The sequence below is a fragment of the Glaciimonas sp. PAMC28666 genome (genome assembly GCF_016917355.1).
In the GTDB taxonomy this organism is placed as follows: Bacteria; Pseudomonadota; Gammaproteobacteria; order Burkholderiales; family Burkholderiaceae_D; genus Glaciimonas.
This window is the reverse complement of record NZ_CP070304.1, coordinates 4,457,888-4,470,303: the sequence shown is the minus strand read 5'-3', so window position 1 is coordinate 4,470,303 and position 12,416 is coordinate 4,457,888. Positions and strand designations below refer to the sequence as shown.

The 12,416-nt window shown below is 49.2% G+C and carries 10 protein-coding genes; 1 reads left to right on the top strand and 9 read right to left on the bottom strand.

What is annotated here, in order from left to right:
- The 4 genes from greA to JQN73_RS19010 form a co-directional block, all read right to left on the bottom strand.
- On the bottom strand, positions 1–477 hold the full coding sequence (gene greA / locus JQN73_RS19025) for a transcription elongation factor GreA (RefSeq protein ID WP_205320515.1): 477 nt from the start codon (positions 475–477) through the stop codon (positions 1–3).
- Positions 478–914: 437 nt separating this feature from the next.
- Positions 915–4,136: a carbamoyl-phosphate synthase large subunit gene (gene carB, locus JQN73_RS19020; protein WP_205320514.1), complete on the bottom strand. Its 3,222-nt coding sequence runs from the start codon at positions 4,134–4,136 to the stop codon at positions 915–917.
- A complete protein-coding gene (carA, locus tag JQN73_RS19015) occupies positions 4,129–5,292 on the bottom strand; it encodes a glutamine-hydrolyzing carbamoyl-phosphate synthase small subunit (protein ID WP_205320513.1) in 1,164 nt (387 codons plus the stop codon). Before carA ends, carB begins: the two co-directional genes overlap by 8 nt.
- A 411-nt stretch (positions 5,293–5,703) precedes the next feature.
- Positions 5,704–6,111 carry a heme-binding protein gene (locus JQN73_RS19010; RefSeq protein WP_205323469.1) on the bottom strand — a complete coding sequence of 136 codons (408 nt, stop codon included), beginning with the start codon at positions 6,109–6,111 and terminating at the stop codon, positions 5,704–5,706.
- Positions 6,112–6,360: 249 nt separating this feature from the next.
- Between JQN73_RS19010 and JQN73_RS19005 the strand changes: the two genes are divergently transcribed.
- The gene (locus JQN73_RS19005) at positions 6,361–6,954 is read left to right on the top strand and encodes a C40 family peptidase (protein ID WP_240162329.1); all 594 of its coding nucleotides are present in this window, start codon (positions 6,361–6,363) and stop codon (positions 6,952–6,954) included.
- 147 nt (positions 6,955–7,101) lie between these two features.
- Here JQN73_RS19005 and JQN73_RS19000 read toward each other — a convergent pair whose 3' ends face one another.
- The 5 genes from JQN73_RS19000 to pstB all read right to left on the bottom strand — a co-directional run bounded on the left by JQN73_RS19000 (position 7,102) and on the right by pstB (position 12,302).
- Positions 7,102–8,052: a patatin-like phospholipase family protein gene (locus JQN73_RS19000; RefSeq protein WP_205320512.1), complete on the bottom strand. Its 951-nt coding sequence runs from the start codon at positions 8,050–8,052 to the stop codon at positions 7,102–7,104.
- Positions 8,053–8,270: 218 nt separating this feature from the next.
- A complete protein-coding gene (gene phoR / locus JQN73_RS18995; protein ID WP_205320511.1) occupies positions 8,271–9,584 on the bottom strand; it encodes a phosphate regulon sensor histidine kinase PhoR in 1,314 nt (437 codons plus the stop codon).
- A gap of 195 nt (positions 9,585–9,779) precedes the next feature.
- Positions 9,780–10,469 (bottom strand): winged helix-turn-helix domain-containing protein, encoded by a 690-nt coding sequence (locus JQN73_RS18990; protein WP_205320510.1) that lies wholly within the window; start codon positions 10,467–10,469, stop codon positions 9,780–9,782.
- A 135-nt stretch (positions 10,470–10,604) separates the two neighbouring features.
- Complete coding sequence (phoU, locus tag JQN73_RS18985) at positions 10,605–11,309, bottom strand: phosphate signaling complex protein PhoU (protein ID WP_205320509.1); 705 nt, start codon at positions 11,307–11,309, stop codon at positions 10,605–10,607.
- 195 nt (positions 11,310–11,504) lie between these two features.
- Entirely contained in the window at positions 11,505–12,302 is a 798-nt protein-coding gene (gene pstB, locus JQN73_RS18980) for a phosphate ABC transporter ATP-binding protein PstB (protein ID WP_205320508.1), read from the bottom strand.
- Between the last annotated feature and the right edge of the window lie 114 nt (positions 12,303–12,416).

The following is a 12,416-nucleotide window of genomic DNA, read 5'->3' as shown; positions in this document are numbered from 1 at the left end:
CTAGATATAACGCACTTCTAAAATCTCGTACTCGCGGATCCCTGACGGAGCCTGGACACCGACAACGTCCCCAGCGCTTTTCCCGATCAATGCACGGGCAATTGGTGAAGTAATGGAGACTTTTGAGACTTTGATATCAGCCTCGTCCATTCCAACGATTTGATAGGTTACCTTGTCTCCGGTTTCCAGATCTTCAAGATCCACGGTTGCGGCAAAAACCACGCGGCCTTCCGCATCCAACGTGGTTGGATCGATGATTTGCGCTGCGCCCAACTTTCCTTCCAGATCGGCAATCCGACCTTCGATAAACCCCTGGCGCTCTTTCGCTGCGTCGTAATCGGCATTTTCAGAAAGATCACCGTGCGCCCGCGCCTCGGCAATCGCATTGATAACGGACGGACGTTCTTTTGTTTTCAGGCGCACCAGTTCAGCTTTCAACAATTCGGCGCCAAACTTGGTAAGAGGTACTGAGCTCATAGGAATCTTATTCAAAATCTATTTAAAGTTATTAATTTGGCGAACGAATGCCCCTTTAAGGTTGCATTTTTAACACTATTCGCCAGCGTTCATTTCTAGTCTACTTCGGGCGTTACGTCAAAAACCGTATCGAAAACAAAGAGGTCCCCCCTGCACTCCATCAATCCTTCGGCCGCAGTGATCTTAACGATCACTTGAATAAAATGCTGCGGAGGTCACAAACCGCGCCGGGTTTTGGCGCTGTCTGCGACCTCCGCATGGGACGTCTGATTTCTGCTTATCTTCTACAGCTTTGAAGAACAATAGTGATTAACGATATGTATAACTTACTAAACTTATGACTAGTAACGTTACTCAGGCCGATTAACCCACCGAAGCAAGCTCACCGTAAAGTGATGAACTGCAAGCCATCTTCCGGAAGACAAATTGATCGTATCTTAGTGTAAGGTTTTATGCAGGCCTTGTAAATCGTAGACATTCAACTCGTCCAGATGACGCATACCCTGCACCGCTGCCTCGGCTCCTGCAATCGTCGTATAAGTCGTTGCACGTGCCTGTAGTGCCGATGTACGGATAGCCCGTGAATCAACGATGGCGCTGCGCTTTTCTTCGACAGTATTAATGACCAACGTAATTTCATTGTTCTTAATCATATCGACAACATGCGGACGACCTTCAACGACCTTGTTGACAGTCTTCACCGGGATACCAGCCGCGTGAATTGCGGCTGCTGTACCTTTAGTGGCAACGACGGAAAAGCCCATTGCTACCAAATCTTTCGCAACCTTTACAGCACGGGGCTTATCTCCAGCTTTAACACTTAGGAACACCTGTCCTGAAGTTGGCAACTTGATACCAGCACCGAGTTGTGACTTAACGAAAGCCTCGCCGAACGTTTTACCGACGCCCATTACTTCGCCGGTTGATTTCATTTCCGGTCCGAGAATAGTGTCCACGCCCGGGAATTTCACAAACGGGAATACCGCTTCCTTGACACTGAAGTACTTCGGTACAACCTCGTCTTTGATTCCTTGACTATCCAGAGACTGACCAACCATACAGCGCGCTGCGATCTTGGCCAATTGCAAACCGGTAGCCTTGGAAACAAACGGCACGGTGCGCGATGCGCGCGGATTAACTTCAAGAACGAATACGACATCCTTGCCATCAATCTGCTGAATCGCGAATTGTACGTTCATCAAACCCACAACGTTCAAGCCTTTCGCCATCAGTGCGGTCTGACGCTTCAGTTCATCAATAGTTTCCTGCGCCAATGAATAAGGCGGCAACGAGCATGCGGAGTCCCCCGAATGAACGCCCGCTTGTTCGATGTGTTCCATGACGCCACCGATAAATGTGCGCTCACCGTCGGACAGGCAATCGACATCAACTTCAATCGCATCGTTCAGGAAACGATCCAGCAATACGGGCGAATCGTGCGAAACCTTCACGGCCTCACGCATGTAACGCTCAAGATCACGCTGCTCATGAACGATCTCCATGGCGCGTCCGCCCAATACGTAGGATGGGCGAACTACCAGCGGATAACCGATTTCCTGAGCCAGACGCAGTGCATCTTCTTCAGTACGTGCAGTGCGATTTGGCGGTTGACGCAGATTCAAATCATGCAGAAGCTTTTGAAAGCGTTCGCGATCTTCGGCTGCATCGATCATGTCTGGCGAAGTGCCGACAATCGGAACGCCGTTTGCCTCAAGATCAAGCGCCAGTTTCAACGGCGTTTGACCACCGTACTGAACGATCACGCCGTATGGCTTTTCTTTGTCGACGATTTCCAGCACGTCTTCCAGCGTCAACGACTCAAAGTACAAACGATCAGAAGTGTCATAATCGGTCGAAACAGTTTCTGGATTGCAGTTCACCATGATGGTTTCGTAACCATCGGCGCGCAACGCTAGCGCTGCGTGTACGCAACAATAATCGAACTCGATACCTTGACCGATACGGTTAGGACCACCACCGAGTACCATAATTTTCTTTTTGTCGGTAGGATTGGACTCGCACTCTTCCTCGTAGGTCGAATACATGTATGCAGTATCAGTCGAAAATTCACCCGCGCAAGTATCGACGCGCTTGTAGACTGGACGCAAGTTCATCGCATGACGTTTGGCACGCACTTCAGTGTCAGTGACTTTCAACAGCTTCGCCAGACGACGATCGGCAAATCCTTGTTGCTTCAGTTTGTACAATGTGTCGCGATCAAGACCTTCCAGCGTTTGCGTGCTTTCCAGCCACAATTCGGTGTCGACAATCTCTTTGATCTGCGACAGGAACCACGGGTCGATATGCGTCAGTTGATGCACTTCTTCCAATGTAAATCCTTGCGCAAATGCGTCGCCGACGTACCAGATACGGTCCGGTCCCGGCTCGCCAAGCTCTTCTTCGATCACTTCGCGGTCCTGGGTTTTTTCATTCATTCCATCAACACCGACTTCAAGTCCGCGCAATGCTTTTTGGAACGATTCCTGGAAGGTGCGGCCAATCGCCATCACTTCGCCAACCGATTTCATTTGCGTCGTCAGATGGTCATCGGCGGCAGGGAATTTTTCGAACGCAAAACGCGGAATCTTGGTAACGACGTAATCAATCGATGGCTCGAACGATGCTGGGGTTGCACCGCCTGTGATTTCGTTGCGCAATTCATCGAGCGTAAAGCCAACCGCCAGCTTCGCAGCGATCTTGGCAATCGGAAATCCGGTTGCTTTTGAAGCTAAAGCCGAAGAACGCGACACGCGTGGGTTCATCTCGATAACAATCATCCGGCCGTCAGCAGGATTAATGGAGAACTGAACATTGGAGCCACCCGTATCAACGCCGATCTCGCGCAATACAGCCAGCGAGGCATTCCGCATGATTTGATATTCTTTGTCCGTCAGCGTCTGCGCTGGCGCCACCGTAATAGAATCACCGGTGTGCACGCCCATCGGGTCCAGATTTTCAATTGAACAAACGATGATGCAGTTATCCGCCTTATCGCGCACAACTTCCATCTCAAATTCTTTCCAGCCAATCAACGACTCTTCAATCAACAATTCTTTGGTCGGCGATGCTTCCAGACCACGCTTGCAAATCGCTTCGAACTCTTCCGCGTTATATGCGATACCACCGCCAGTGCCGCCCATCGTGAACGATGGACGAATGATGGTTGGAAATCCGAGTTCTTTTTGCACAACCCAAGCTTCATCCATCGTGTGCGCAACACCCGAGCGCGCTGAACCCAGACCAATTTTGGTCATCGCGGCTTTGAATTTGGAGCGATCTTCGGCCTTGTCGATGGCTTCCGGAGAAGCACCAATCAGTTCAACGTTGTATTTAGTCAGAATGCCATGATGATGCAAATCAAGTGCGCAATTCAGTGCGGTCTGGCCGCCCATTGTCGGCAAAATTGCATCAGGCTTTTCTTTTGCAATAATACGTTCAACGACTTGCCAGGTAATCGGCTCGATGTAAGTAACATCGGCCATTTCCGGGTCAGTCATGATGGTCGCTGGATTGCTGTTGACCAGGATAACTTTGTAACCCTCTTCACGCAGCGCTTTGCAGGCTTGCGCGCCAGAATAGTCGAACTCGCAGGCCTGGCCGATAATGATCGGCCCAGCACCTATAATCAGGATGCTTTTTATATCGGTACGCTTAGGCATTTTTATTTTTCTCCATCATCGCCACAAAGCGATCGAACAAAGGGGCGACGTCATTCGGTCCAGGCGAGGCTTCCGGATGCCCCTGAAAGCAAAACGCTGGCTTATCAGTGCGGGCAAAACCTTGCAACGAGCCATCGAATAACGAAACATGCGTTACCTGGCAATTTGCAGGCAAGGTTTCCGGATCGACTGCAAAACCGTGGTTCTGCGACGTGATCATGACCTGCTTGGTCACAAGGTCCTGAACAGGATGATTTGCGCCATGATGTCCAAATTTCATTTTCATCGTCTTCGCGCCGGACGCCAATGCCATAATCTGGTGTCCCAGGCAGATTCCAAAGGTAGGGATGCCGCGCTCTATCAATTCTTTCGTCGCCGAAATGGCGTAATCGCATGGCTCTGGATCACCAGGACCGTTCGATAAAAATATCCCGTCGGGATTAAGCGCTAACGCTTCAGCGGCGGTAGCCTGCGCAGGCAATACCGTTACTTTGCAGCCCCGGGCAGCCAACATACGCAAGATGTTGAATTTGACACCATAATCAAATGCGACAACATGATATTTAGCCGTAATTTGCTGATCGTAACCTCGGCCGAGACGCCATTCTGTTTCACTCCAGCTATACGATTTAGTGGTGGAAACCACTTTAGCCAAATCCATACCAGCCAGACCAGGAAAACTGCGCGCCAACTCCAACGCCTTCGCGGTGGTGGTGGCGATATCTGACTGCATGGTGACGATGGCGCCACTTTGCGCACCTTTTTCGCGCAGGATGCGGGTCAATTTGCGCGTGTCTATGCCGGCAATCGCGACAACATTCGCATCTTGCAAGTAAGATTCAAGTGTTTGGGAAGAACGGAAGTTTGAGATCAAACGCGGCAAATCGCGGATGATCAAACCCGCAGCGTGCACGCGGGATGACTCAATGTCCTCTGGATTAACACCGGTATTTCCGATGTGAGGATAAGTCAGTGTAACGATTTGTTGACTATAGCTAGGGTCTGTAAGTATTTCCTGGTACCCGGTCATAGCGGTATTAAATACCACTTCACCGGTCGTATGGCCAACAGCTCCAATCGAAAAACCTTGAAAAATTGACCCATCTGCTAGCGCGAGGACGGCCGGAACAGCATGGCCAGAAAAAAATGGCGGCAAAGGTAACTCCTGATGTTGTTACCGCCGCGCGCTGTGCCAAACGACCGCTAAGAAACCCTCCAATATTCTGGAGATATTAATAGTCTTTTTGAGACGGAATGGAGATGTATGCGCTACGGCGGAGTAAATTGGGCTTAACCCTCCAATTATAGAGCAAAATCACCCTTCCGACAATCGTAGCAGGTTAGCTACTCGCTAATAGACACCGCTGATCGCAAAACGCGGCTCCGAACACGCCGCCGTTGTTTTCATCAGCAGCATTCAACTGCAAATATTTAATATCATTTGATAAATCTGCGCAGGACCAGATAAAAAATCTTAAAACCTCAACCCTATCGCGCCCAGCGAAATTAGCTTGAAGATACAAGGCGACGATAGGCAACCATCATTTAAATGCTAAAAAATTAATTTTTAGGCAGATAACGCGGCAATTCCAGCCTTGGCGATCTGCACATCTTCCGATGATTTAACACCCGAGACACCAACCGCTCCCAGATACTCACCATTGATGATGATAGGAACGCCGCCTTCTAGCAACCCATCCAGATTAGGTGCCGTGATAAATGAAAAGCGACCATTGTTGATCATATCTTCATAAACCTTAGACTCACGCTGTCCTAAAGCAGCGGTTTTAGCTTTGGCTGGTGAAATGTGCGCTGAAATCGGTGCTGCACCGTCCAGACGCTGCAACCACAACAAATGACCGCCATCGTCGACAATAGAAATCGTCACTGCCCAGTTATTTGCTATCGCTTCAGCTTCTGCTGCATTCGCAATTTTCTTCAGATCGTCGAGTGTTAAAACTTGTTTCGATTTCATCATTTCTCCTTTGATAATGGCAAAGATTGTACTTTAGTGAGGGCCTAAGGCGATACTGCAATCTGCATTTTGAGAAAAAATTCATGCAAAAAACTATTGAATCGATTAATATCGTCAATTAGCATTCGTTTCGGGAACTTGCAGCTGAATCTGCCGTCTGGTTATGCATCTTGCGTTAAGCCCTCGTGTAACCCGGGGACTCTTAATCACTACATTCATGCGTTCATTTGCCGCAAAGCCTCAATTACGATGACGATTAAATTAGACTTGCCACTTATTCGAGCTTTAGCAATGGCGTGTACCGTAATCGGTAGTTGTTGGTTAGCTAGCCCAGCCTGGGCATCTGATATCACCGTTTTCGATAGCGCGCCCCCGGCGCAGCCGCCCCGCAGTAAATTCCAGCAATTCACCGACCAGCTGACAGAGCGCGCCTCAGATCTCGCCCAAAGCGCCATTGGCCTTATCGGCATCAATTATAAATACGGCGGCAACACACCGCAAACGGGCCTCGATTGCAGCGGATTAGTGCGTTATGTCTTCAAGGAAGCACTGGGTATCAATCTACCTCGCACGTCTGCAGAACTGAGCCGTGAAGGTGAAAAAGTTGAAAGAGACGACTTAAAGCCCGGCGACCTGGTATTTTATAATACGCTGAGAAGAAGCTTCTCTCACGTCGGCATTTATCTGGGTGACAATAAATTTATTCACGCTCCTCGCACAGGGTCTTCAGTACGCGTTGAAAGTATGGACATCGCTTATTGGAAAAATCGCTTCAACGGTGCGCGTCGGATAAGCGATCTGGATCCAGAGACCGTCGCCAATATTACGGCGACGCAGAAGTAGCTACACAAAATTTATAAAGCCCTTTATAACAAAAAGCCACATCATGCCGATGTGGCTTTTGTCATTTCAGCTACGCTGCGGCCTCGTTGCAAGCATACAAACGATCCATCCACAGGGCCCAATTCCCCCCACTGATTGGATACTACTTCAACCGCCGCGCTTCTCTAACAACTTCCTTTTGATTTCGGGCATTTGTGCCATCGCGGCTTGCTCACCTGCGAGGATCGCCATGTTACGAGAATTAAAGTCACTTCCTTTCATGGCGTTCAGACTCGGCCTGATGACAATATCAGCCTCTTTCAAGTTCTTTTCATTAATTGTCTGGCCCATAATGGCGAAGGTTTGGAGTAGCACATCAACCGAACTGGATGCTAGCTGCGCTTCGGGCACGGCGGAAATATCGACCGCGATCACAAAGTCAGCACCCATCTCCTTCGCAAATCGAACCGGTACCGGTGCGACCAGTCCCCCGTCTACGTATTGGTGGCTGCCAATCTTCACCGATTGAAACACGCCAGGTACCGCAGAAGATGCCCGCACCGCCAACCCTGTATTACCTCGCCGGAACAAAATTGGCTGACCAGAATTCAGGTCAGTTGCGACCGCCCCGAAGGGTATCTTTAGTTTTTCGATGGGGACATTGCCAATGGCATTATTGACGTAGTTTTCGAGGCCAATGCCTTTTAATACGCCGCTTACCTTTGCAAATAGCGGGATAGACCAGTCCGAAAATGCGGCCTCGTCCATTTTCAGGGCTAATTTTTGTAAGGCGAATCCGTTATTACCCGCGGCATAAAGTGCGCCGACTACGCTCCCTGCACTGGTACCGACCACGATATCTGGCACTATCCCTTGCGCTTCCAGCGCCTTAATTACGCCAATGTGAGCAAAACCGCGCGCCGCGCCTCCGCCCAGGGCAAGCCCAATCTTGATATGGTGTGGTGCTTCCTTTTGCGCCACTGGCGCGATTACTACCGCCACCGGAACCGGCGCCACTGGCGCGAGCGTGGTACACGCAGTGACCGTTAAAAAGGTGAATAAAACAGCAAGGGTTGATCGAGGTGATCTGGATTGACGAGAGAGAAAAATGGATTTCATTAATTAGGAATACGATGAATGCAATACGAATCAGGAATGTTACATCAGAGGCGTAACAAAACTGCCGCGACCAACGAAAGATTCGTATTGTAGTTCATACGGTCGAACTCAGCAGATTCCTTACGGGCGGCCGGGAGACACATCGGTCGCGACTGAGCACCACATCGGTACTATGCAGACACGTCATTAACAGCAAAAAGGCGCCGTTCAGCGTCTATTCATGTAAGCAAATCGGTTGTCTCACTCGCCACGATGGAAGCAGGTAAGCGCGCCGTGAATACGCTACCTTTGTTCTGGCTCGATTCAACCCCTAACGTGCCTCCGTGCCGCAGCAAGACGTGTTTAACAATGGCCAGACCGAGACCTGTCCCCCGCGTCTCACGGGAACGGCTTTTATCGACTCTATAAAACCGCTCGGTCAACCGCGACATATGCTCCGCGCTAAATCCGATGCCGGTGTCACGCACTACAAACTGCGGTCCATTTTGGGTGTTTTGCCAGATTAAATCTATTTGGCCGCCGACTGGCGTGTAACGCACTGCGTTGGACACGAGATTATTGAATGCGCTGCGTAATTCCTCTGTATTGCCGTTGATATCCGGACCGTCAATGCGAAGTGAGAAAACGTGCTGACCTGCTGACAGTACTTCGACTTCCTGAAGGATATTCTTTAACATGGCCTCGATATGTACCCGCTCAGGCCGCATCGGGTAGTCGATCGACTCAAGTCGCGTCAACGTCAGCATATCGCCAATCAGATTTTGCATCCGCTGGCCCTGCTCGATCATCATTTTCAGGTGCCCTGCTCGCACATGCGGTTCAAGGTTTGGATGCTCTTGAGCGATCTCTAAAAAACCATTTATCACCGTCAAAGGAGTGCGTAGTTCGTGTGAGGCATTAGCGATAAAATCACGCCGCATCATGTCAATACGCTCTGACTCGGTAGCGTCATGCGTTACCAGAATCTGGCGGCGATTTTCAAATGGGATAATTTGTATAACCAACTTTCTATCCCGCAATGTCAGCAACAGGGGTTGATCATAACGACCAAGAATAATGTAATCAATAAAATCCGGATTGCGGATTAAATTGGTCACACGCATTCCTTTATCGCGACCATGCTGAAGCCCCAAATGCCGCTCGGCGGCTGGGTTGCACCACTCCAGAAACAGAACGTCATCCATGATAACGACGCCATCCGGTAACAGGTGCATAGCCTGCCGAAAACGTGCCAGCCATTCAGAAAGCTCAGCTTGATTTTTTTCGTCATCACGTCGGAGCCGATACAAACGTGAAAAAATGTCAGTCCATGCACCCCAACCGTCGGGCAGTTTTTGTCCACGAGGATTGTCGAGCCAGCCTCCCAAACGATACAAATAGTACAATTGCAAAATAACCAGCATGATTAGACTTGCCGAGCATAATAGCAATCCAGCAACGGCACCGAAACACAGCCACGCAACCGCCGCCCCAACAAAAACCATCAATAGCCGAAGCGCAGCCGGCATCCAGAACAACATCTTTGGATTCATAAAATATTGGAAGATAAAAAACAGCGCAAGATAGCGCCTGACCGACAACGAATTTATCGGACTTCTTTCGAATCTGTCGCAGAAAAGCCTGACTTGTTCAGGTTTCTTTCGATGAACGTAACTTCGTCAGCTTCATGCAGTCTCAATAAGCATCAAAACCACATCAATGCATTGCGCGCCAGGTTTCGAACCAAACTATTTAGTCGATAACATGTAGCCGACACTACGCACGGTGCGGATCAGATTATCGGCCTCGTGCAGAGCCTTCCGCAAGCGTAATATATGGACATCTACAGTGCGTTCTTCAATCACGACATGATCGCCCCACACCTTGTCAAGTAACTGACTTCGTGAAAAAACCCGATCCGGGTTAGCCATGAAAAATTTCAGCAGTCGATATTCGGCGTGCCCAATGTCAATTTTTTGCTCGTTCATCGCTACAGAGCAACTAGCGGGGTCGAGTGTTACTGCCCCGGCCGACATGATGCCGATGGTCTGGTCAGGATTTTTTCGGCGCAACAGCGCTTTGACTCGAGAGGTCAGTTCGCGAGGTGAAAACGGCTTGGTCATATAATCATCCGCGCCGTTATCCAGGCCAGATATCTTATCCTCTTCCATCGATTTTGCAGTGAGCATCATCACTAAAATCGACTGGAACTGCCTCTCTGCACGCAGACGTGACAAAAACCGAAGCCCACTTTGATCCGGTAGCATCCAGTCCAGCAAAACCAATTGCGGCGTCTGCCGCTGAATCGCCGCCCAACCCTCGGCGGCCGTAGAAGCGACTATAGGACTCCAGCCCGACCCCGCCATGGTGTATTCAATCAATTCGGCGATTGACGGCTCATCCTCAATAATCAGAATTGATGCTTTGTCAGTCATCATCGGCACAGGCTAACGTAAAGATATACCAGTCTCGCGTTAAATTCATACTCGCTCTACCTTTTCTTGCTTGCTCAATACTTTTTACTTGCTCAATGCTACTTGCTCGAGCCGCTACCCGTTTGCGGGTCGCAGAAATCAAGCTCCGGTTTCAAGATGCGTTGCCGCATAATCGGTATGCCGGATGTCTTTACCTTCAACGATATAAATGACATATTCCGCTATATTTTTTGCATGATCACCGATACGTTCGATTGCCTTCGCTACCCATAGCGTGTCCATCAACGCGGAAATTGTGCGCGGATCTTCCATCATGTAAGTAATAACGTTACGCATGATCGAACGGAAATCCCGATCGATAATTGCATCGTCTGAAATCAATTTAATCGCCTGCTTTTCATCCAGACGTGCCAGCGCATCCAAGGCATCGTGCAGCAAATTACCGGCCGCCGTCGCGATCACTCGTACTGTTTCACTATGATCCACACTACCCAAGCCGCGTTTGTGCAGATGAATAGCAGTGCGCGCGATTTTGGCCGCTTCATCGCCGACCCGCTCAAGGTCCGTAATCACTTTAATTGTCGCCATCACCACCCGTAGATCGTTCGCCGTAGGCTGGCGACGTACGATCAAGTGGCTGCAAGCGTTATCCAATTCTACTTCCAGCAAGTTGACCTGGTCGTCATCCTTGATGACGCGCTCGCCCGCGGCAAGATTCCCGTTATGGAAGACATTCATTGCCTCTTGGAATTGTCGTTCGACCAGGCCGCCCATCAACAACACCTTTGAACGGATTGTCTCAAGGTCTGAATCGTATTGCTTTGAAGAGTGTTCGCCAGTCATCTGGTTATTCCTTACAGTTCGATGCGAATTCAACGGGGAAAAAACATCATTTAAGCCAATGAGCGTGTATAAATCAACGATTATTCAAGCATCGATTATTCGCGCAACGATTAAAACAATCAACGAATCCGTCGACGATATTCGATCAACGATTGCCAATCATCTGTTTTCAATAATCAATCGTCAAAAAAATGGTTAACCGAATCTGCCGGTAATGTAATCCTGCGTTTCTTTACGAGCGGGATTCATGAATATCTGGTCAGTCTTTCCAAACTCGACCAGTTCACCAAGGTACATATACGCAGTGAAGTCAGAGCATCGAGCGGCCTGTTGCATGTTGTGCGTCACGATCGCAATGGTGTAATCCTGCTTGAGTTCGGTAATCAACTCTTCCACCTTGGCCGTCGAGATCGGGTCCAGCGCCGACGTTGGCTCGTCCAATAAAAGGACATCCGGACGTACCGCAACGCTTCGCGCAATACATAAACGCTGCTGCTGACCGCCTGATAAACTTAAACCGCTTTTATTCAATTTATCCTTAGCCTCACCCCACAACGCGGCTTTGGTTAACGCCCACTCAACGCGCTCGTCCATTTCACCTTTTGGCAAATTTTCATATAGCCGAATTCCAAAAGCAATGTTGTCGTAGATCGACATCGGAAATGGCGTGGGCTTCTGAAAAACCATCCCAACTTTAGCGCGTAACATGTTGAGATCTTGACCGGCATCCAAAATATTTTTACCGGCATACATGATCTGTCCTTCGGCACGCTGGCCGGGATAAAGATCGTACATGCGATTGAGCGTTCGCAACAATGTAGACTTTCCGCAACCGGATGGCCCAATAAACGCGGTGACCTTCTTTTCATTAATATGAAGATTAATGTCTTTCAATCCCTGAAAGTTCCCATAGAAAAAATTTAATTTTGAAATTTCTATGGTCGGCTTTTTAACGGCGTTGAAATCCGTACTTTGTGGTGTTTGATTAGTCATGGCAATCGCAGTCATTAAACGCACTTCTCATCCGGTGGGGCAGCTGTCGTCACGTAAAAAACGCGGAAGACGTTTTGAGCGTCTTCGTTGAACTTAACTCCTTAACTCCTTAAT

Excerpts from the sequence above, each read along its gene's own strand:
- JQN73_RS19010 (WP_205323469.1), bottom strand. The coding sequence starts at position 6,111 with ATGAAATCGAAACAAGTTTTAACACTCGACGATCTGAAGAAAATTGCG.
- carB (WP_205320514.1), bottom strand. The coding sequence starts at position 4,136 with ATGCCTAAGCGTACCGATATAAAAAGCATCCTGATTATAGGTGCTGGG.
- pstB (WP_205320508.1), bottom strand. The coding sequence starts at position 12,302 with ATGACTAATCAAACACCACAAAGTACGGATTTCAACGCCGTTAAAAAG.
- greA (WP_205320515.1), bottom strand. The coding sequence starts at position 477 with ATGAGCTCAGTACCTCTTACCAAGTTTGGCGCCGAATTGTTGAAAGCT.
- JQN73_RS18990 (WP_205320510.1), bottom strand. The coding sequence starts at position 10,469 with ATGATGACTGACAAAGCATCAATTCTGATTATTGAGGATGAGCCGTCA.
- phoU (WP_205320509.1), bottom strand. The coding sequence starts at position 11,309 with ATGACTGGCGAACACTCTTCAAAGCAATACGATTCAGACCTTGAGACA.
- JQN73_RS19000 (WP_205320512.1), bottom strand. The coding sequence starts at position 8,052 with ATGAAATCCATTTTTCTCTCTCGTCAATCCAGATCACCTCGATCAACC.
- phoR (WP_205320511.1), bottom strand. The coding sequence starts at position 9,584 with ATGAATCCAAAGATGTTGTTCTGGATGCCGGCTGCGCTTCGGCTATTG.
- JQN73_RS19005 (WP_240162329.1), top strand. The coding sequence starts at position 6,361 with ATGACGATTAAATTAGACTTGCCACTTATTCGAGCTTTAGCAATGGCG.